Raw genomic sequence first — 21,248 nt, 5'->3', positions numbered from 1 at the left:
ATTTACCCCAGGTTGTAGGCGTTTTTCGCCAGGTTGTAAGACAATTGCTGCGCCAGCTCTGCGGCTTCCCAGTCGCTCAAGCGATGCTCGGTTACCAGTTGGGCCAGAAAACGGCAGTCTATCCGTCGCGCTACATCGTGTCGGGCGGGAATAGACAGGAACGCACGGGTATCGTCATTAAAGCCCACTGTATTGTAGAAACCGGCTGTTTCGGTAACCTGATGACGGAAGCGCAGCATACCTTCCGGGCTGTCGTGAAACCACCAGGCCGGGCCCAGTTTCAAACAGGGGTAATGGCCTGCAAGTGGCGCCAGCTCACGGGCATAGACGGTTTCATCCAGTGTGAACAAAATAATGTTCAGATTGGCTTCGTTGCCGTACTTGTTTAGCAGTGGCCTTAATGCATTTACGTAATCAGTTTGCATGGGTATATCGTGGCCTTTATCGCGGCCAAACTTGTGGAACAAGCTTTCATTGTGATTGCGGAACGAGCCTGGGTGAATTTGCATTACCATGCCGTCTTCCACACTCATGCCCGCCAGTTCAGTGAGCATTTGCGCGCGGAACAGTTCCTGTTCTGCCGCACCAGACTGACCGCTAAGCACTTTGGCGAATAGCGCTTCACATTCGCTGCCTGATAAATCTGCTGTAGCCGCAGTGGGGTGGCCGTGGTCGGTTGCTGTTGCGCCGTGCTGGCGGAAAAACGCCCGACGTTGACGCAAGGCAGCCAGGTAACCTTGCCAGCGCTGGGTATCTTCGCCGGTAATCACTCCCAATGTTGCGATGTTTTCTACAAAGTCTTCGCGGGAGGCATCTACTACGTCATCGGGGCGGAAAGTGGTAATAACGCGTTTGTCCCAACCCGAGCCCTTTAATGCGCCGTGGTGTGCCAGTGAATCAAGGGCACCTTCTGTCGTGGCAATAAGCTCGATGTTGAATCGATCCATTAATGCCCGCGGTTTATATTCGGCTTTTGCCAGCTCTGCGGTAATGAACGCGTAGTAGTCCATGGCGTTGTCAGAACACAGCATATCAGACAGTCCAAACACGTCTTTAAATACCGTATCAAGCCACATGCGCGAAGGGGTAGCTGCGAACAGGTAGTAGTGGTCTGCAAATATCTGCCAAATTTTCTTCGGATCGGTTTCTGACTCACCGCCGTCCCAGCGTTTAATGCCCAGTTGCTCTAAGGTTATACCTTGGGAATACAACATGCGGAATACATAGTGATCGGGCAAAATAAACAGTTCGGTGGCATTGCCGAAATTGTTGTCGTAAGCAAACCAGCGTGGGTCGGTATGTCCGTGTGGGCTGACGATTGGCAGGTTGCGAACAGACTGGTAAAGCTCGCGGGCAATATCGCGGGTTTTACCATCAACAGGGAATAACCTGTCTTCATGAAGCAAAATCGGTTTCATAATGATCTCTTTGTTATTAGAGGGTTACGCCTCGTTTCCAAATGGCAATCTCGTGACTGCCGTTTTTCTCGTTACAGGTCTGTTTGCCCGACGCTGTAGAGAGACAAAGTTGGTACAACTGCTCTGCGCAGTCGTCTGGCGACATACCTTGCAGTACTTGTCCTGCGTTGAAGTCAATCCAGTGTGGTTTTTGTTCCGCTATTCTGGAATTTGACGATATTTTGAGCGTAGGTACAGGGAACCCGAGCGGTGTACCGCGCCCGGTGGTGAATAAAACTATGTGTGCGCCGCTTGCGGCAAGTGCGGTAGAACTAACGGCGTCGTTGCCTGGAGCCTGAAGTAGCGAGAGGCCATTTTGATTCAACGGCTCGCCGTATTTCAATACACCGCGAACGGTTGCCTGGCCGCCTTTTTGAACAGCACCTAACGACTTTTCTTCCAGCGTCGTTAACCCTCCGGCTTTGTTGCCGGGAGACGGGTTTTCATACACGGGTTGCTTGTGATCTAGAAAGTACTGTTTAAACTCGTTGACCAAATCAACAATATTTTCAAATACGGGCTTGCTGACGGCGCGATCCATTAACAGTTGTTCGGCACCAAACATTTCCGGCGTTTCGGTTTGAATAACGGCACCGCCTAAATCGGTGAGAATATCGGTGATCCTGCCAACCAGCGGGTTTGCGGTTATTCCGCTAAATGCGTCGCTACCGCCACATTTTACACCCAACACTAATTCTGACACGGCAACAGGCTCGCGTTTATCGCCTTCCAATACTGACAACATCTCTGACACAAGGCCAATGCCTTCTGCTATTTCGTCGCCAACTTGCTGAGCATTGTAAAAACGCAGCCTTTGTGAGGGTCTGTCAACCTGCTTTAGCAACGTTTCAAGTTGATTGTTCTCGCACCCCAAGCCCACAACGAGCACGGCGCCAGCATTGGGGTGAGAAGCCAGTGCTGCTAAAATGGCGCGGGTGTCAGTCAGGTCGTCCCCCAGTTGCGAGCATCCAAAGGGGTGCGTGAATGCACGGAAACCGTCACACGCGTTGGGGAATCGACGTTCGCACTCGCTGGCAATGCGCTCGGCGGTGCGATTCACACAGCCCACGGTGTTAATTATCCATACTTCGTTGCGAATACCTACTTTTCCATTTTTTCGGCGATAGCCCATAAAGGTATCTGACGATATTTTGCTACCGGTAGCATCTTCGCAGGCATGGGACCAGGTATAAGCTTCCTGCCCACTCAGGTTGGTTTTCAGGTTATGACTGTGAATATGTTCCCCAGCCGACACATCATTGAGCAAATGACCAATAGGAAAACCGTATTTAACGATATTGGTACCGGCTGGCATGCTTTGCAACGCCACTTTGTGACCAGCGTATACAGCGCTGGGTAAAGTGATGCCCAGACTTTCGTTCACAGTACCTGCAGCAAGGTCCATTGTTGCAACGGCTACGTTGTCCTTGGGATGTACCTGAATGAGCTGTGTCTGACCTTGCATGGGTTGCTCCTGCTTTGCGATAAAATTGGGCCATTCGTTCTGTGGAAATAAAAAAACAGTTTTTTAACATTAGTGCCACCGGTGGCAATTGTAGGTCAGAAAACATTCACGATCAACGTCCCGGGGTTAATAAATTTTACTTTTCCGCTTTTCTGGTTGAGTCGCGAATGATCAAATGGGGTTTGACGAGGTAATCTTCTGTCTCGTCGTTGGGTCTATTTTCAATCATGGCGATTATTTTTTTCGCGGCCAGAGATGCCATGGCTGTTACCGGCCGCTGTACGGTGGTAAGTGACGGAATGACTCTGGCGGCAAGCAAGTTGTCATCGAAACCGGCAACCGATAGCTCTTGTGGTACATTTATGCCCATCTCGTGAGCCACTTTCAGCACACCGGCTGCCATCTCGTCGTTATTGGCAAAAATTACCCCGGGGCGATTGTTTTGAATGAGCAGTTGCCGCGCGCAGGAGATGCCGCTTTCATAGCTGTTTTTACCTTCAATGATGCGATTTTCCGGCAATGTAATACCCAGTTCTTTCAACGTGTCGCGAAAGCCTTCTAAGCGCTCAATGGAGGAATAGTATTTCTGTGGGCCACTGATTACTGCAATATCGCGATGACCAAGAGAAACCAGATAGCGAGCGAGATCGCTCAGTGCCGCACGGTCGTCTGATACTACGATGTTGGTATGGTCGTCTAAATCCACAGAGGCCATGCGCACGTAGTTGATTTTGTTGTCTCTGAGTGCCTGGGCCAGTTCTTTTGATTCCGACACCGGAGGTAAAATGGCAACGCCATCTATGTTGGATCGCTTTACGAATTTAACGCAGTTTTCTACAAAATCTGGCGCGGTATAATGACAAGGGTGCACAACCAGTTCATAGCCTTGTTCAGAGCACACACTAAGTACACCGCGCTGAACCTGATCGATAAACAAGGCATCCGGGTTGTCGTAAATTAAACCCAGTAGGAAACTGCGGCTGGCGGCTAATCCGCGGGCTTGTTTATCAGGTGAAAAGCCCAGTTCATCAATGATTTTTTGTATTTTTTCCTGTGTGGCGGCACCCACATTGGTCGCACCATTTATGACGCGGGAAACAGTGCGTTTAGACACGCCGGCGAGGCGGGCAACATCATTGATTGTAGGGCGTTTATCCATAGTTTTCACTTTTTAATGAAAGCGCATTCATTGCGCACAAAAGCCTGATCTTTCTATCATTTTAATAACGAATTGAATTACACGGTAGTGTAGCCCTATCCAGCCAGTTAAAACAACGAAAACCGCTGCAACTATTAGTCATTTTACCTGCGCCAAACACGGTTGCTCACTGTTCCCGGAAACCAGGCGGTGAATTCACTTCAAAGCACGCCGTGAACCCGTCCGTGGGGGCTCCACTGCCGCATCCCTGCGGCAGAGGGCTTTGAAGCAAACTCACCTCTTGTTTTCCCGCTCGCCGCCTCGTTCTGTTGCCGTTTACCTGCGCCAAACACGGTTGCTCACTGTTCCCGGAAACCAGGCGGTGAATTCACTTTTGGCTTTCATTAGAAACCGAGGGCGTTGGGTAGGGCTTCTGAGAACCAGGAGAAATAAGTTACTAACATGAGCACTACAAACATTGCTGCGTATAGAGGTAGTAAAGGTCGGATGATATTTTCGAGTTTGGTTTTAGCGATCGCGCATGTAATAAAGAGTACAGCCCCGACAGGAGGAGAGCACAGGCCAATAGACAAATTGAGGACAATCATTATACCGAACTGCAGCGGAGACATGCCCAGTTGCACTGCCACCGGCAGAAAAATAGGTGTAAATATCAGCACTGCTGGTGTCATGTCAAGAAATGCGCCTACTACAATCAATAACAGATTAATGAGCAGCAGGATAACAATGGGGTTGTCGCTTAAATCTAACAGCGCCTGGCTGAGTATTTGCGGAATATTCTCAAATGACAACAACCACGACATCGCTGTAGAAGCTGCAATTAGTAACATTACAATAGCCGTGGTTTCTGCAGACTTAAGGAAAATACCCGGAAGTTCTTTTATTTTTACCTCGCCATAAAAACCTACCGAAAGGATTAGCGAATAAACCACTGCAATGGCACCGGCTTCTGTGGCCGTGAAGATGCCGCCAACAATACCGCCAATCACCAGTACAATCAGAAACAAACTGGGTAACGCGGCGAATAGTTTCCCGACGACTACTTTCAAGGGCAGGCGCTCTGAAAGTGGGTACCCCTTTATTTTTGCCCACACATAGCAAACCACCATGAGTGCCAAACCTACCATGATGCCGGGAATGTAACCTGCCATAAATAATGCAGCTATCGACACTCCGCCACTAGCAATGGCGTAGACAATCAGAATGTTGCTGGGCGGAATGAGCATTCCTGTAGTGGCAGCTGCGGCGGTAACTGCTGCAGAAAAATTGGGGTCATAGCCTTTTTTCTTCATTTCAGGCAGCATAAAACTGCCAATGGCGGAACAGGCGGCAACAGCGGAGCCTGAAATTGCGCCGAAAAGCATGCACGACACCACGTTCACAAGTGCCAGGCCGCCGGGTAGGGCACCGATAAGTGCCATAGCGCATTCAATCAGACGTTTGGCAATACCGCCCCGGCCCATAATAAGGCCGGACATTACAAAAAATGGGATGGCCAGTAACGCGAAGCTGTTCAGTCCACCGGCCATTCGCTGTGCTATTGTGGTCACTGCGGGCTCAAATTCCACACTCGCCAGCATGGCAAGCAATGTTGCCAGCCCAATGCTCATTGATACGGGCACATTAATAAGCAGGAAGAAAAAGAAGCCGACGATGAGAATTACTGCTGTCATTTCCATTACAGTGGCTCCTGGGTTTCGTCTATCCAAAGGTTGTAGATATTCACACCGCAATAGAACGCGATAATGACGCCGGAGATGGGCAGTACTGTGTATATCAACCCCACTTTTACCCCCAGTGCTGCGGAAATCTGATTGAGATCCAGTGTTAGGTTCACCAGGGCGTGGCCACCCATGACTAATACGGTCACGCAAAACATCATCACCAGTAATTCCACAACGGTCATTATTAGCTTTTGTACTTTTTCTGACTGCTTGTGTACCAACAAATTAAAGCCCAGATGTACTTTCTGACGGTAGGCATAGGCGGCGCCCAGTATGCCAATCCAAATGAGTAAGAAGCGGGACAGTTCCTCAGTTGCCGAGGCAGGATCCTGTAATAAATAGCGTGAGATTACCTGCCAGATCACAACGAGAAGAATGCTTATCATGGCTATAATAAGTGCGCCAGCCAGCGTTTTGTCTATTAACTTCACCAAATTACGCATGCCTTACATCGCCTTAATTTTTTCAAGTAAATCACCCACATCAGTACCTTTGTAGCTGTCGTGGAAGGGTTTTACGGCGTCCACGAAGGGCTGTTTGTCGGGGTAAATAACCTCTACACCGTCTTCAATAACTTTAGCCAGCGACGCTTCGGTAGATGCCCGCCACAGCTCGCGTTGATGAGCAACAGAGTCGGCCATTGCCATGCGAACCCATTCCTGTTGCTGCGCAGTAAGGTGTTGCCAGGTTCTCAGTGACATCAGCATGACATCAGGTACAGAGGTATGCTCATCTAACGAGTAATAACGGGCAATTTCATAGTGACGGGAAAGATAATAGCTCGGCGGATTGTTCTCAGCGCCTTCTACAACTCCTTGTTGTAAGGCTGTGTAGAGTTCTCCCCAGGAAACCGGAGTGGCCGCTCCGCCTAACGCGCGCACTGTTTTGACCGCCGTTGGGCTATTGAGTACGCGAATTTTCATCCCTTTTAAGTCGGCCGGAGTGTTGATGGGGCGGTCATTGGTGTAGAAACTTCGGCTACCGGCATCGTAATAGCCCAGCCCTTTGAGTTTGAAAGTCTCCACACCAGTAAGAAGATCCTTGCCTATCGGGCTGTTAAGTACTCTCCAGTAATGTTCGTTGTCCCGAAATACATAAGGAATGCTGAATATTTGCGTCTCTGGCGCAAAGCCTTCTAGGGAACTGGCCGACACTTTGGTCATATCTAAAGAGCCAATTTGCAACAACTCTATCATGTCTCGTTCAGAGCCAAGCTGGCTGCCAGGGTAAATCCTTACTTTCATGGTACCGCCCGAGTACTCATGCAATCGTTCGCCTAGAAACACCATCGCTTTATGCACGGAATGCTGGGGGTCGAGGCTATGGCCCAGTCGTAACAAGACGTCGCTACTGCTGTTTTTATCTGCGCAACCTGCAATAAGATGAGCAGTGCCGCAGAGCAGAGAAAACAATATGGCTTTAACAAGGAACTTCATCACTTCAACGTCCTAATTCAATACATCGGGCGGGTATAACTTTTGCTGACTTACGGTGGACGCTCTGTCTTTGTGTATTGCCATATTGAGCAACCTTTGCATCCCGAACACTAAATGTAAATTCGTACAGCGAGTTAACAATATTAACATCTTAGAAAATAAATGCCACCGGTGGCAAGCGGTAATTCACTTTTGTTTAGGTTCAGAGGCCATGTTCAGTTGTAAATTGCTAAAGCCGTATAGTGTCCACCCCTTCCCATTTATTCAAAAGTCAGTTGTGTATTAACGCAGATCAGTATGAGAAGCACTGAACACCAGTTGAAAAATTTGAAATAAATGAGGTTAAACCAATTGAAAAATAAACTGTAACCGGTTACTTTGTAAATATAACGTTAAATTGACGCCTGAAAAGTTTTTGCTGCCAACAGAGTTGAGTGCTTTAAATAATGAAAAAAATTACCTATTGGTCAATTACCGTTTCACTGGCGGGGTTTCTTTTCGGCTTTGATACAGCTGTAATATCCGGGGCCGATAGACCTGTCCAGGCACTATGGCAACTAAGCCCTATGGACCACGGTATATGGATAATGTCTTCCGCATTGTGGGGGACGGTACTCGGCGCACTCTTTGCCAATATTCCCTGTGATCGCCTGGGGCGCAAGAAAACTCTGGTTTTTATCGGGCTGCTGTTTTTACTTTCTGCACTTGGATCTGCAGTCGCTCCTGAGCCGATTAGTTTTTCCGTATTGAGATTTTTAGGTGGCATAGGCGTTGGAATATCATCCATTGTTGTTCCTGCCTACATTTCCGAAATTGCGCCCCCAAAAAACAGAGGCAAACTGGCCGCCTTGTACCAATTTCAAATTGTTTTCGGGATCTTAATCGCTTTTCTGTCCAATTATGCCATTTCAGTGTTAATAGGGTTGAATTGGCGCATTATGCTTGGCTTAGAAGTCATTCCTGCCCTCGCTTATCTCGTCATGGTGTCCAGGGTAAAAGAAAGCCCTCGTTGGCTTATTGTTAAAAAAGGCGACGTTGCGCAAGCGCGAGCGATTATGCAAGAGTTGGGAGTTCAAAACACAGAACAGCAAATTGCGGAGATCCAGCAAGACGCTAGCTTTCACGCATCTGCTAATCTATTTGTTAAGTCCAACTTCATTCCTGTTACTCTGGCCTTTCTTATTGCTTTTTTTAACCAGGCTTCGGGGATAAATTTCATCATGTATTTCGCGCCGCGAGTTTTTGAGCTCGCAGGGTTAGACGCGTCTTCAGCACTTTTATCTACAGCGGGGGTAGGAGTAACCAATTTAGTATTTACGATGCTTGGTGTTTACCTCATTGACCGGTGCGGAAGAAAGAACCTCATGGTCATTGGCTCTTTGGGTTACATTTGTTCACTGGCAGCGGTGTCCTATTCATTTTTTACTGGTTTGGGGGGCGTTGCCGTTGCGTGTTTCGTTTTTGCATTTATTGCGTCACATGCCATCGGTCAAGGCGCTGTAATTTGGGTGTTTATTGCAGAAATATTTCCAAATCAGGTTCGTACGGCGGGTTTGTCTCTCGGGTGCAGTACGCATTGGGTTTTTGCAGCCCTAATAACGCTTTCGATGCCGCTTGTAATCAGTGTTTTTGAACCATGGGTCATTTTCTGCTTCTTTTCGAGCATGATGGTTTTACAGCTGCTATGGGTACTTTTTGTAATGCCGGAAACAAAGGGAAAGTCACTCGAAGCGGTGTCTGACGGTTTGCTTGTGAAACGGGTAAGAAACTAGTTTTGCTGGTTAGACATTCAGTTCATTTGCACCGGTTAATATCCTCATTTTAGCGAGATAACGTATTCAACAATGCCCTGAGGATCGTACCTCATCTTAATTAGTAACCGGTTACACTTTTCGGGCCGAAAATTAGTCTCTGAACAAGGAGCGGAAGAAATATGGCAATCACAGCGGTACTCATTTCAATAGCAATATTGGTTTTGCTTATTACCTGGGCAAAACTCTAGTCACTCAACCGTCTTTTATTCAGGTAACAGGGAATAGTAGTTATGAATGAGAATATAAAATCATCCAATAGCATTAATATAAGCTATCCTTTTTCGCCACCCATTGCCGATACCAGACTGCCGGATAACCTTGTTAAGGAAATCGCTGACTATTGTAATGAAATTTGGGAAAAGGAACTGAAGTCTGGCGAAAAAAACGGCGAGCTGGAATATGGAGACAAGCTCGTTGGGCGAAATTTTAGTGAAATCAATATTCGTGAAATTTTAGATAAGTCGGGCGCTGCGGTTGGTATTTGTCAGGTTGCTGCACACTTTTTAAATTCGACGCAAGTTTTATTAAATCCCGGACAACCGCTATTATCTCAAGACATAAGACTCGTTGGCGCATGGGCTAATTTGTCATTGCCCAACTATGATTACAACCCAATCCATATGCATCCTGACTGTTTGTTGACCACAGTGGGGTACTTAGAGGTACCTGATTGGAAAAAGATGCGTATGGCCGCAGAAAAACAAAAAGTAACGAAATTTCAGTTCAAAGATGGGCATCCAGGCAGCTTAGTGCTGCTTCCAGAGGTGGTAGCCAAACACAGCCCATTTGTACCCCATGCGATAAATATTATTCCAGAAGTCAGTAAATACTATATGTTTCCTGCGAATATCAAGCATTGTGTGTACCCGTATCCCGACGGCTATGGGTATCGGAAATCTTTTGTCGTCAATATTTCTTTATCAGCTGAAGGGTTCAGGAAAACGAATATTCCACAGTTTTGTAAAAGTACGTCTTTTGGAATGTTCAATTAACACCGCTGTTCACGTTTGGCCGTAAGTGTTCAAAAATGCTCTGTGGGAGGGGAGGCGGCGTACGGTGTCGTCTATTTTGAGGCGCATTTGGTCTAAAATAGTGACCATGGATCTTATATCGGTTAGTTCGGTAATGGGGTCTTGCCTTTTAGGGTGAACCTTCATACCTTCAAAAACTGAATACCAATTAACCGGTTTGAATAAATCATAAGGGTTGTAGAAAATAACCCCCTTGGATTGAAACAGCGCGATTTTTTCCTGCAAAGAAGGTGGGATAGGCATATGTCTACAGAAATCCCAAAAGGGTGAATCATCCCTTTGGGTCGTGCAGTAATGCAGTATTATGAAGTCTCTGATATTTTCATACTCTTGAAGCATGATCCGATTAAACTCATTCGACAGTAACTCATCGCAATTCCCGTCAGGTAACATTGTCATAAATACTTCCAGGCTTTTTACCACTAAATGGATAGCGGTTGACTCTAATGGCTCTAAAAAGCCCGACGACAAGCCTAACGCGAGGCAGTTCTTATTCCATAATTTCTTCCTAACCCCCGTTGTGAAGGGGATAAACCTTATATCTGAAATTAAAGTCTGATTGCCCAGGGTCTCTAGCAATGTCCGCTTCGCTTTCTCATCGGAACAATAGCGACTACTGAAAACATAGCCGTTTCCCATGCGGTTTTCCAGGGGTATTTGCCACATCCAACCGCTGTCTTTGGCCACAGAGTGGGTATAAGGAGGAATGTCGTGGATTTGCTCTGATTGCACGGTCACCGCTCTATCGCAGGGCAAATAGTCGCGCCAATCCGTATAGCCAGTTTTCAACGTCTCCTCAATTAAAATACCCTTAAACCCGGAACAGTCGATGAAAAAGTCTCCTTCAACCGGCGTGCCATCAGAAAGCGTTAAACGTCTAATATATCCGTGACTATCTTTTGTTACCTCCGTGACAGTTCCCTCAATGCGCTTAATTCCGCGCGTCTGCGCATAGTCGCTCAAATAGCGGGCCATTAAACCTGCGTCAAAGTGGTACGCATAGCTGGCACCCGAAACAAAAGATTCTTTCGGCACATCTTGTTCGCGGTAAAATTTATTCTGTTGGCACATGGATACCGCAGGGCAGAAATCAGTGAATTTCCCCTGGTAGCCATTAGCCCTTGCTCTATCCCAACTTCGATAAAATTCATTTTTGTCGAACACAACACCTGTTTTACCAAAGGCGTGAAAATAGGCATCACCTTTTGTGTGCCAATCGGAAAATTTAATCCCTAATTTAAAACTCGCGTTGGTTTTCCGGATAAAATCTCGCTCATTGATACCTAAACTTTGTAAAAAGGTTCGCATTGGAGGAATCGTTGCCTCTCCTACACCTACCGTTGGAATACTCTCCGACTCAATGAGGACGACTTCGATATATTTCTGTTTTAACCTGTTGACCAGACCCGCTGCAGCGATCCAGCCGGCTGTTCCCCCTCCTAAAATAACGATTCTTCTTAATCGAGCCTCGCCCATGGATTAAACCTCTTCCTTTAACATTGCCTACTCATTGCTACTCAATGGCAGCTGTGTCAAAAGCGGCAATGTATTGAGACTAAAAATGCGTAATCGAGATGTGAACAAACCCGATTACGCACAAACACCATTACTTTGTTTACATGGCTACTTTACGTTTCTCAGAAACGGAAACGAGCACCTAGCGTCGCTCTTCTTTCAAACAAGCGTGTGCCGCCGTAGTTGTCTTCAAACGAGTAGTAATAGTCCTCTTGCTCGTCGGTAAGATTCGAGATATTTAAATAGACAGTACTGTAGTCCGTAATGTCATAACTGACGGATGCGTCCACATAACTGACCGCTTTTTGGTATAATCGCGTTGTTTGATTATTTCCTCTTTCTCCCGCATTTCTCTCCGAGCGATAGTTGTACGCTATCCGCCCTTGCAGCCCTTCCTCATTTTCAAACCAGAGCACTAAATTCGCCTGATTTTTTGAGCTATCAACAAAAGGAAGATCTTCCTGAGTGGCTTCATCCGTACCTGACGTGGATGGGGAATAGGTGTAGTTGGCATCAACACCGAAATCTCCCCAGAACCCGGGTAAGTAGTCAAAGCCGTGTTTCAGGCCCACTTCAACTCCCTTAATGGTGGCCCCATCACCTTGCACTGGTGTGGTTAAAGGCACTGGTCGGCCTCTTACTACACCGTCACCATCGGCAATAGTGCGGTCGATAATGGTGTCGCTGCCAACGAAAGATGCTATGTCCATATAGAAGAACCCGATACTTGCAAGGGTTGTTGGGTTTGCGTACCACTCAACAGATACATCCGTATTGGTTGAATCCCACATGTTTAGGTCTGGATTTCCGCCTTGGTTCGCTGACGTGGCACCCAGACCATTGTTAGGTACAGGGTTCGTCAACTCATCGGGATAGCCATTCCCGATGCTGATATTACGCCCGCCTCCCCATTGGTTTAAGTCAAGTGGTGCCATTGTTTGCGAGTAGGCAAATCGAACAATAATATCTGAGGTGGCTTGAAGCGCGATATTCAATGACGGCAACACATCAGTTATGCTTCTTTCTGTGTGTTGTACACCAACAATGCGTTGGGGAATACCCGCGAACCCTGCGCCAGTAGGAGAGAGTTCTGTTGACGCACTACCATCTGTAATATTTTGGTAAATGGATAAGTCGGTTTTTACAACTCGCGCTCCCAGGTTACCCGTGTATAGCATGTCTCCAAGTTCACCGCTAAAATTAACTTGCGCGTAGGCACTTAGCGTATCTAGTTTTACCCGGTAAGAATTACCAGGGTTTTTGGCGTATGAAGCACTAACGCCATCGCCCCACCAGGTGTGAAATTTCTCGCGGTCATTGATGAAAACAGAAGGGTCTACTGACAAAAAGCCCGTTGCTCCGGAAAGCGGAAGATCAGTGCCAGAGACGATAGGGAAACCGGCATTTGCCACATCTTCCAACGTGCGGTACGGCATGAGTGTTCTTCCGTCCGCTGGGTGATTGACGTCGGCGGCACGCCAGCGCGCCCAGTACGTGACTTCATCGCCATTTTCCCACAATGGATTGCCATCGGCGTCAAGCGGTGCCGGAGCACGATCTGTATCAGCAGTTCGGGTGAAGGGAGATACTAACAGAGACTCGTTGTAGGTTACGTCTCGCTGTCCGGACCGGACGCCAAAATCTATGGAAGTGACAAAACCTTCATCGAATGCGTAATTACCATCGGCCCGAAGAGCAGAAACCTCACCTTCAGCCTCTTGTAAATCGCCCCATGCGGTTTTCATGGCTACGTTTGCAGGTTCTGATGCCACCCACAGGTTTTCCACGCTTGGAGACTCGCCCCAATGTACAACAGGTTCGAGAGTTGTTTGAGCGGGGTTTGGATTTCGTAATACGTTGCCGTCGATACCATCATTAGGGTAATCAGTGGTTAAGCTATCTCTAACCCAGTATTCATGATCAATTGAGTCACGATAGCGTTCCCAATTCGCTTCGCCGTAAATATATCGAAATGAACCGGTTAAGTTTCCGCCGTTGTCGTAATCAAATTTAATATTCGCATTTGTTGAATCCATGTCTCTGACAAATGCCTGAGTAAACATTGAATGGGTCAACGGATCAGTAAATGTCGCGCCAGAAATAGTTTGAAAGTTGCCAGGTAAATCGACACCAGAAGCACTTGCACCGGTATCTCTTACGCCAATTAAGTTTCCATACACACCCGCTGCAGGTTGGTTGCCCGCATTGTTGCGAATTTCAACGCCTTGATAGGTCTCTTCCTCACCCATGTCGGTGTAGAAGATATCTGAGGTCATGGTCCAGGCATCAGAAATTTTCAGTTGAAACGAACTGTTGAAGCCAAACCTTTCTCTATCGACTTGTCTGTTTCTGGCCTCGATTCTTGTTGGCAATAAAAACGTTTCGTCGAGATTGCCGTCGCCATCAAGATCAAGAGGAGCCAATTCACCATCATCAATGGTTCCATCGCCATTGACGTCAAAGGGTACCATTGTGTCATCAGCCCACGCCTGTGTGCTTACCGGCCGTGTTTGCGCATCAAGCAGGGTTGCGTCAGAATAAGACGCCGCCACAATTAAACCCATACGGTCGTTATTCCAACCAAACAGGCCATTTAGTGAAGGATTGGTACCACCAGTTTCAGAGCCTCTTGTGCCCTCAGCAGCAAATGCAAATGTGTATCCTTCATCCAGGTCGAACGGGCGACGAGTTTTTAAATCTATACTCCCCGAGATCCCGCCTTCCAATAACGAAGCAGTTGAAGATTTATAAACATCTGCGCCAGCAAAAAGCGATGACGGAATATCCCTGAAGTCTGGTTGTACGGAGAAAATACTGTTTGCTGTGAGAAATTGCTCACCGTTGAGTGTGGTTGAAACCTGAGGCAAGCCTCGAATATTTACCTGGCCCCCTTCGCCTGCAGTTCGTCTAATTTGAACACCACTAATTCGTTGCAAAGAGTCTGAAATGGTGACGTCTGGCAACTTGCCGATATCTTCAGCGGAAATGCCATCGACCACGGAGTCAGCGAATCGCTTAGTATTGATAGAATCTGCTTGCGAATATTTAATGCCTCGAACCTGAATGACTTCAATGCCTGAAGAGTCACCCGCTTCTTGTGCATATGCGGTTGGCAGACTGGCGGCTATGCAGGTCGCGAGTAATGTTCTCTTGTAGCGTTGAGCGCGATGCGTGTGCTTGGTTTTTAACATGCTAAGTGTCCTTTTAAAGTACTAATCTAAATGCGATTGGTAGTTCAACAGCTTATTTAACGAACTTGTTCGTCACAGGCGTAACCGGTTACATTTTTGATTGCAATGAATTGTAACCGGTTACAATTGTGCGGGCATTAAAATTCCCAAATGCCTACCCGCATAACAATAACTTAATTTACCATTAAATGTAAAATAAAAGTAAAACAGTGAAATAATAAGTTAAGTTTTGGTGCAATTTTATGGTTTTTATCGTTAGCGATGACGGAAAAAACGATTAGAAGAGAACATTAGCGGGAATGATGTAACAGGTTTCATTTTGTAGTCTTTTAACAATAACCAGGTTTTAGATAGCTGGATGCGCCATCACCAATCTCATATTCGCACTTGGCGTTTAAGGGTATAAAGTGGCTACGAATAGACTGAATCGTTTGGCACATCTTGTCGGGCGTAATCGCCGCATTTGCACTCACCAGCTCAGCTGAATAATATCACTTTGAGCACTAAGTGATTCTACCAACATCACCTTTTTCTCTATTGGGGAAATATCGAAGTGAAGACGAAAGCGATTGTCACCCACAGACCAGCATTGCTCCTGCGGGTGTTCTTCGTTCATTGGTTTCAATGACAGTTTGCACAGGAAGGCCTCGGGGATCTGATACTTAGTGTGATAAAGCGCATCATTGGTAAGGTACCAGCGGTTGGGTGACGCCGAGGTTACCTTGCCTATGTTTGACTCTTGTTGCCACTCTCCGTTGCTATTCGTTAGCGTAACCACCTGTAAATCTGCCGTAATGCCCATGGCCAGAGACGGCGAGTCGGGTACTGGTGCGAAAGCCAGCAGGTTGTTGGCCACAGGTGTCATTTGCTTACTTGCAACATCAAACGCCACAATATCCGGCTGATTGGCAGTAAGCCTGGACACGTAAAGTTGCTCGCCACCCTGATGCCAAACCGGATTCTCATACCTTTCCAGTGCGCTGGTTAAAAACGATACGGGCAGTGATTCCTCGTTGCTAAGACTACTAATAAACAAGCGGCCATTTGCCGAGCCTGCCACCAGGCTACCGTCCGGCGATACCACCACGGTGTTTAACCGTAACTGGCTGTCGAGCGTGGCAAACGTTCGCTCGCTGTTCTGCTGAGTTAATTGCTGAAAAAGCAGTTGTTTGCCCTGTAGTGATACAAAAAGAACACCTTGCTGGTTTGGGAGGTATTGAGGGAAATCCTGAGCGTTGTTTAGCCTTATTAATCGCCCACTGCCTATGAGCGGCAAAGTAGCAACGTCAGACACTCTATTGTGAATAGCTGAAAGTGGCGTTTCCTGAAGATCGAGGAAGTTGCCGTTATGTTGGCGCATGATGTAACAGGTTTCTCCGCAAGAAGCGAAAAAATCCAAACTGTTTTCTGGCAGATGTGGTGTACTACTGGTTGCGCCATCAAGCAGGTTGTATCTTAAATGGTCGCCGTAGAAACTGCTCATTGCGATAGTGGTTCCACCTGGTGTCCACACTAACCGGCTGGGTACAAAAGGCAGGGCAACATTAGCCAGTAGATTACCGTCCTCCATTGAGGTAACAAGAAGTGTGGCTTCTCTTGCGACCTCTTCGCGCAAAATGGCCAGTTTGCTTCCATCTGGTGAAAGTGATGCAGCGTAATCGCCGCGACCCGCTACATTCGGGTTGGTCAAGGCCGTTATTGTTGTTGAGCTAAGATCAAATTCGTAAATCCGATGCTGCTTGCCTGGCTCCATTTCTTCGGCCAGTAAGAGACCATTGTCATCGATTGTCCAGCCGATGACATACTTTTTGTCTAGCAAGGGGTTTGTGATGGTATCGAGTTGTGTGACGTTCAGCATGTGATCAATATGGGCGATATACCAGTTTTCACGATGGTCGTGCAGGCGCATAAACACCAGCTTTTTTCCATCGTGAGACCAATAGCTGTCATGGTAATTAGCTTCGTCCCAACTCAACCGGGTTATTACATTGTCATTCAGCGATTTTAAGTAAAGTTGCTGTGGGCTGCCACGAGAATCCCGATGTATTACCGCAAGCACATTGCTTGTGGCATTGTAATCAGCGTCAACTTCAGAGCCAGTCATGTTGGTGAGGCTGGTAATAGTGACACCGTCGGATTTGGCTTTGTTTGGGGTAGGGGCGGAAAAACCATACCAGCCCGCGAGACCAAGCAGCGCAAGGGCTATAAAACAAACTAACCATAGGGTTACTGTTTTGTTTTTCTGCGGTTTGGTTACAGGTTCTCGTATTGCATCAACCCTGGCTAGCCACTTAAAACCCTGTTTGGGAATCGTTTTAATATATTGCGGGGCACGGGCATCATCATGGAGTACATCTCTGAGCTTTTTAATGGCCGCGCGCAACGCGTCATCTGATACAGGGCGGCCCGCCCATACTTCTGTCTCTATTACTGGCTTTGACAGGATAACGCCGGGATGCTGAATGAAAAGCCATAGTAATGCGTACAATTGAGGCTCTATAGCCACAGGTTCATCGAGTCTGATTAGCCGTTCTGAAGCTGTGTTCAGCTGAAAATCGCCGAAAGCGTAAATAGTCGTCTCTTCTGGTTTTTTTGACATAAATCAGCTGCTTATCAGTGTGACTTTTTGTGAACATCCCATCTTATCGTAAAATAACAAGACATCACAAAAGTTTCCTGTCAGACGTCAATGCCTTGAGTAAGGATGCTATCTCTCAAAGCACATAATGTAACCAGGAGCATAGCATTGTCTACACTATTAAAACTAACAGGCGTAATTTTCCTCTTACTTTTTTGCCGTTTTGGCATAGCTGAAGCGCATCAACTTGGTGGGGTAAGTGCGCTGGATGAAAAAATACAAGAGCTGGTTCAACAGCACAGGTTGTCATCAGTAAGCTACGGGATAGTAGATAACAACGGAGCCACTCACATTGCGACTATTGGCATGGCTGATCTACAGAGCAAGAATGCGGTAACGCAAGACACAGTTTATCGGGTCGCGTCAGTCAGCAAAATGATTGTGGGCATTGCCATTATGCAGCTGGTGGAGTCAGGCCAGTTAAACCTCGATGATACATTGGTAAGCCACGTGCCCGATGTTCCCTTTAAAAACCCTTGGCGAGACACCGCCCCGTTAAAAGTACTACATTTGGTTGAAAATACCACGGGGTGGCGTGACATCTCCCTAAAAGCGTTCGCCTACAATAATGAACCCCGGCTTAGTCTTGTAGATGCGCTGGCTGTTGATGCCGAAAGCCGCACATCCCGCTGGCCGCCAGGGTCGAGACATGCTTATACGAACTCAGCTGCCGTGGTGGCTGCCCTCATTGTTGAACGCATCACCGGTATGCCTTTTGCTGTTTATGCTCAGCAATATATTTTTGCGCCTCTTGATATTAATAGTGCTACTTACGCTAATAACCCTACGAACCTGGCAACAGGCTACGCAAAGGGAAGCGCTGTCGAGTATAAACCCGTACTCATGACTTACGCTGGTGGGCTAAGTATAAGTACTGGTGATGCGATAAAACTGCTATCGGCGTTGGCGAACCGCAACGAAGCGCTATTGTCACCCTCAGGCTATGAACGGATGGAGCATTCTCACGGTACCAATGCTGGTATATTCCCGGCTGGTTACGGTGTGTATAACTATGCCCGATACTACGACGGCTGGCGCTTTCGAGGCCACGACGGTTCATTGCCAGGTTGGTTATCGGAGTTTTCTTATTCCCCCGAATTTAACACCGGTTTTTTTGTACTTCAGAATACTGAGAACGGCGCAGGTTTTCGGGCTGTGGTGAAAGTGATAAGCGACTATCTCACCGCGCAGTTTCCTGCGCCTGAGCTTGAAAAAACCGATGAGCACGCCAACAAAGCCCTTCACGGCTACTACCGTTATCAAAACCTCAGAAATCCAACTATTGCATTTTTAGAACGCATTGCTTCTTCAAATAAACTGGCAATCAATGAGAACCAGGCTCTGTTTTCCGGTGTTTTCCCTCCTGGCTGGCATCGTGAGCTTCACTACGCGGGGCAAGGTAAGTGGAAAAACGATAAAAATGAAATTGTTATGGTTGAAGCAAACGACCCCGTATTAGGCAAGGTTATTCATTATGGAGACAGGGTTTTCAAACAAGAATCAACATTCTTGGCGTTGGCCGACAAGGTTGTGTTGGTATGTTGGCTACTGCTTTTTGTTGTACTGTCGTTGGTAACGCCGGTGTGGATATACAAGTTGTGGAAGAATCGTTATACAGGCGAAGGTGCAGTGTTTACCCGACGAGCAACGCTAATTAGCCTCGCATCAACCTGGAGCTTTTTACTGTTTCTTTTGTTGGGTTTAATGTCGCCAATAACCCGGTTGGGGAGCCCTGGCGTGGTATCGGTTGGGTTGTGGTTTACCAGCATTATATTTGCACTGGGTACGGCGTATTCAACCTACTTGCTTATACGTCATAGAAACCTAGCGGTGAACCCGGTATTACGCATCTTGTGCTACGGGTTTACGCTATTTCAAATCATTGTTGTACTGTATCTGTGCTGGCACGGCACTATTGGTATTGTGTCCTGGCAGTAAAGAAGGCAAGACAAGGCACGACTGGCACTATCCGAACACCGGTAGCCAGTCGTGTCAGTCTATTGAGGCATATTGGGTATATCAACCTGCCTGAAAATTTGCTTTGCTCCCCGCAAATAAGCGATATAACTATTTTTTCTTAATAAAACGAAACACTACAACCTTTCATTCGTCTGTCTGGTAAGCATTGTAAAAAGGCCTCCTGCAACGGGGTTTCATAAAAGCGCAATGAAATCGTCATACTCTTTCGGGCACTTAACTGAATGATTGTACTTATGAAGTCGAAGTTTTTTGATCAGCTCTATCAGCAGTACTGGCCAGAACTGTGCGTCAGGCTGCAAGCGCGATTTGGCGCAGGCCCGCCTGATCCGGAAGACATTGCTCAGCAAGCATTTTGTAAGTATTCAGAGTTGTGCAACGAACAACGCATTGATAACCCCAAAGCCTTTATTTATACGGTGGCACGAAACCTTTTTATTGATCAATTCAGGCGAATTGACAAGCAGCAACAGGTAATGGATCAAATTTTTGAGGAGCTGGATATAGCACCTGTCTATGAGGACTCTGCGGAACAATCGGCCCTGCAAACCGAGCGTAACGCGCTTATCGAAAAAGCCATCTCGACTTTCAGTGAGAAGCAAAAACAACTGATGACTATGAGTATTATTGAAGGCAAAAGTTATCGTCAGATAGCACAGGAAACCGGGTTGCCTATTGCCAATATCAGCAGAACCATTACAGCAGCGCAAACATTGCTGGATCAAACTATTCGCACCTGGGAATACGATGGCTCCGTTGACAACGTCACCTACTTGCTCAAAGAAGGAAGTGGCCAATGAGCACATCTTACGACGAAGCAGTGTGGCAACAAGCAAGAGAATATCATCAGCTTATTCATTCTGGTATGTGCGATGTAGCGCAACAACAGCAGATTAAAACCTGGCTGCGCGCTGATGAGCGTCATGCAGAGTGTTTTCGGGAGCTGGAAGTGTTGCGCCGCCAAACCCGTTACAGTTCGCTTGGAGAAGAGGCATTCTTAAAACAAAAGGCAGAAGAGTCTACGGATAAAAAGCGCAATGGAACCCTTGGCGCAATTGCCGCTTGTGTTGTTTGTGTGGTGCTGTTTTTTACCTACCAGTACACGAATGAACCCGCGCCTTTAGAATTCGTGACAGCCCGTGGGGAAATAGCCGATTTCATGTTACCGGACGGGTCGCAAATTACGTTAGGGGCAAAAAGCCACGTGCTGGTTAATCAAAATGACCGTATTCGTGCGGTTACTCAACTTGCAGGCGATGCCATTTACAAAGTGACAAAAGACGCACAACGGCCGTTCGTTGTCAGTGTTGATGACGTGGACGTGAGGGTGCTTGGCACTGTATTTGAAGTGCTAAAACGGAAAACGTCCGTAAAGGTGGAAGTTGCTGAAGGTCACGTGAACGTGAGTAATCACGCTAACTATGAAGATCTAACCGCTTCTGAATTCGTTACGGTGAATGACCACGGTGAATTTTCGGAAGTGGGGAAGCAGCGCAGCAGGACATTTGCTAATTGGCGAAACCAGCGATTTTCTTTTGAAAATACCACTATTGCAGAGATTACCGAGGTGCTAAACAGATATCGTCAGGATTCGATTCGACTGGCACACCCTGAGATTGGTGAGCTTGTAGTGACGGCTTCATTCAGGCTCAATCAGTTGAATCAATTCCTGGACGCGTTGCAGGTGAGTCACGATATTAAGTGGCATATCGATGGTACGGGCGTAATTTGGCTACAAAAATGACAAGCGGTTTATGACGTTTTTGTTAAACCTTTCCGAATGTTGAAACAGAGATTAAAGCCAATCGTTATTTAGGTAAATCAGCTAATTCAACTTAAAT

The 21,248-nt window shown here is 47.0% G+C and carries 14 protein-coding genes; 5 read left to right on the top strand and 9 right to left on the bottom strand.

All coding sequences use genetic code 11. The features are described from left to right. Window positions 1-2: 2 nt before the first annotated feature. From uxaC to KO518_RS18155, 6 genes are all read right to left on the bottom strand, one after another. On the bottom strand, window positions 3-1,418 hold the full coding sequence (uxaC, locus tag KO518_RS18180; RefSeq protein WP_216027275.1) for a glucuronate isomerase: 1,416 nt from the start codon (window positions 1,416-1,418) through the stop codon (window positions 3-5). Window positions 1,419-1,434: 16 nt separating this feature from the next. Then, a complete protein-coding gene (locus tag KO518_RS18175; RefSeq protein ID WP_216027274.1) occupies window positions 1,435-2,922 on the bottom strand; it encodes a UxaA family hydrolase in 1,488 nt (495 codons plus the stop codon). Window positions 2,923-3,058: 136 nt separating this feature from the next. After that, window positions 3,059-4,081: a LacI family DNA-binding transcriptional regulator gene (locus KO518_RS18170; protein ID WP_216027273.1), complete on the bottom strand. Its 1,023-nt coding sequence runs from the start codon at window positions 4,079-4,081 to the stop codon at window positions 3,059-3,061. 383 nt (window positions 4,082-4,464) lie between these two features. Beyond that, entirely contained in the window at window positions 4,465-5,760 is a 1,296-nt protein-coding gene (locus KO518_RS18165) for a TRAP transporter large permease (RefSeq protein WP_216027272.1), read from the bottom strand. Further along, the gene (locus tag KO518_RS18160) at window positions 5,760-6,248 is read right to left on the bottom strand and encodes a TRAP transporter small permease (RefSeq protein ID WP_216027271.1); all 489 of its coding nucleotides are present in this window, start codon (window positions 6,246-6,248) and stop codon (window positions 5,760-5,762) included. Before KO518_RS18160 ends, KO518_RS18165 begins: the two co-directional genes overlap by 1 nt. Window positions 6,249-6,251: 3 nt before the next feature. Further along, a complete protein-coding gene (locus KO518_RS18155) occupies window positions 6,252-7,241 on the bottom strand; it encodes a TRAP transporter substrate-binding protein (protein ID WP_216027413.1) in 990 nt (329 codons plus the stop codon). Between the two features lie 446 nt (window positions 7,242-7,687). On the opposite strand from KO518_RS18155, the gene KO518_RS18150 reads away from it, so the two are divergent. Further along, on the top strand, window positions 7,688-9,013 hold the full coding sequence (locus tag KO518_RS18150) for a sugar porter family MFS transporter (RefSeq protein WP_216027270.1): 1,326 nt from the start codon (window positions 7,688-7,690) through the stop codon (window positions 9,011-9,013). A 272-nt stretch (window positions 9,014-9,285) separates the two neighbouring features. Further along, a complete protein-coding gene (locus tag KO518_RS18145; RefSeq protein ID WP_216027269.1) occupies window positions 9,286-10,047 on the top strand; it encodes a putative 2OG-Fe(II) oxygenase in 762 nt (253 codons plus the stop codon). A gap of 9 nt (window positions 10,048-10,056) precedes the next feature. Here the strand turns inward: KO518_RS18145 and KO518_RS18140 are convergent, their stop codons facing one another. The 3 genes from KO518_RS18140 to KO518_RS18130 all read right to left on the bottom strand — a co-directional run bounded on the left by KO518_RS18140 (window position 10,057) and on the right by KO518_RS18130 (window position 17,391). After that, on the bottom strand, window positions 10,057-11,562 hold the full coding sequence (locus KO518_RS18140; RefSeq protein WP_216027268.1) for a tryptophan halogenase family protein: 1,506 nt from the start codon (window positions 11,560-11,562) through the stop codon (window positions 10,057-10,059). Window positions 11,563-11,723: 161 nt separating this feature from the next. Further along, a complete protein-coding gene (locus tag KO518_RS18135) occupies window positions 11,724-14,792 on the bottom strand; it encodes a TonB-dependent receptor (RefSeq protein ID WP_216027267.1) in 3,069 nt (1,022 codons plus the stop codon). 469 nt (window positions 14,793-15,261) lie between these two features. Beyond that, window positions 15,262-17,391: a winged helix-turn-helix domain-containing protein gene (locus KO518_RS18130; RefSeq protein WP_216027266.1), complete on the bottom strand. Its 2,130-nt coding sequence runs from the start codon at window positions 17,389-17,391 to the stop codon at window positions 15,262-15,264. A 147-nt stretch (window positions 17,392-17,538) separates the two neighbouring features. Here KO518_RS18130 and KO518_RS18125 point away from each other — a divergent pair, with 147 nt between their 5' ends. The 3 genes from KO518_RS18125 (at window position 17,539) to KO518_RS18115 (ending at window position 21,151) form a co-directional block, all read left to right on the top strand. Next, window positions 17,539-19,368, top strand: a complete 1,830-nt coding sequence (locus KO518_RS18125; RefSeq protein ID WP_216027265.1) for a serine hydrolase — start codon at window positions 17,539-17,541, stop codon at window positions 19,366-19,368. Between the two features lie 275 nt (window positions 19,369-19,643). Then, on the top strand, window positions 19,644-20,207 hold the full coding sequence (locus KO518_RS18120) for an RNA polymerase sigma factor (RefSeq protein ID WP_216027264.1): 564 nt from the start codon (window positions 19,644-19,646) through the stop codon (window positions 20,205-20,207). Beyond that, window positions 20,204-21,151, top strand: a complete 948-nt coding sequence (locus KO518_RS18115; protein ID WP_216027263.1) for a FecR domain-containing protein — start codon at window positions 20,204-20,206, stop codon at window positions 21,149-21,151. Before KO518_RS18120 ends, KO518_RS18115 begins: the two co-directional genes overlap by 4 nt. The last annotated feature ends 97 nt before the right edge of the window (window positions 21,152-21,248 follow it).

Origin of the sequence: Aestuariibacter sp. A3R04 (assembly GCF_018860805.1) — a bacterium.
In the GTDB taxonomy this organism is placed as follows: Bacteria; Pseudomonadota; Gammaproteobacteria; order Enterobacterales; family Alteromonadaceae; genus Alteromonas.
This window is presented reverse-complemented; position numbering and strand designations above follow the sequence as displayed.

Coding starts and splice junctions, on each gene's coding strand:
- KO518_RS18130 (WP_216027266.1), bottom strand. CDS start 17,391: ATGTCAAAAAAACCAGAAGAGACGACTATTTACGCTTTCGGCGATTTT.
- KO518_RS18135 (WP_216027267.1), bottom strand. CDS start 14,792: ATGTTAAAAACCAAGCACACGCATCGCGCTCAACGCTACAAGAGAACA.
- KO518_RS18170 (WP_216027273.1), bottom strand. CDS start 4,081: ATGGATAAACGCCCTACAATCAATGATGTTGCCCGCCTCGCCGGCGTG.
- KO518_RS18175 (WP_216027274.1), bottom strand. CDS start 2,922: ATGCAAGGTCAGACACAGCTCATTCAGGTACATCCCAAGGACAACGTA.
- KO518_RS18145 (WP_216027269.1), top strand. CDS start 9,286: ATGAATGAGAATATAAAATCATCCAATAGCATTAATATAAGCTATCCT.
- KO518_RS18165 (WP_216027272.1), bottom strand. CDS start 5,760: ATGGAAATGACAGCAGTAATTCTCATCGTCGGCTTCTTTTTCTTCCTG.
- KO518_RS18140 (WP_216027268.1), bottom strand. CDS start 11,562: ATGGGCGAGGCTCGATTAAGAAGAATCGTTATTTTAGGAGGGGGAACA.
- KO518_RS18115 (WP_216027263.1), top strand. CDS start 20,204: ATGAGCACATCTTACGACGAAGCAGTGTGGCAACAAGCAAGAGAATAT.
- KO518_RS18120 (WP_216027264.1), top strand. CDS start 19,644: ATGAAGTCGAAGTTTTTTGATCAGCTCTATCAGCAGTACTGGCCAGAA.
- KO518_RS18150 (WP_216027270.1), top strand. CDS start 7,688: ATGAAAAAAATTACCTATTGGTCAATTACCGTTTCACTGGCGGGGTTT.
- KO518_RS18155 (WP_216027413.1), bottom strand. CDS start 7,241: ATGAAGTTCCTTGTTAAAGCCATATTGTTTTCTCTGCTCTGCGGCACT.
- KO518_RS18160 (WP_216027271.1), bottom strand. CDS start 6,248: ATGCGTAATTTGGTGAAGTTAATAGACAAAACGCTGGCTGGCGCACTT.
- uxaC (WP_216027275.1), bottom strand. CDS start 1,418: ATGAAACCGATTTTGCTTCATGAAGACAGGTTATTCCCTGTTGATGGT.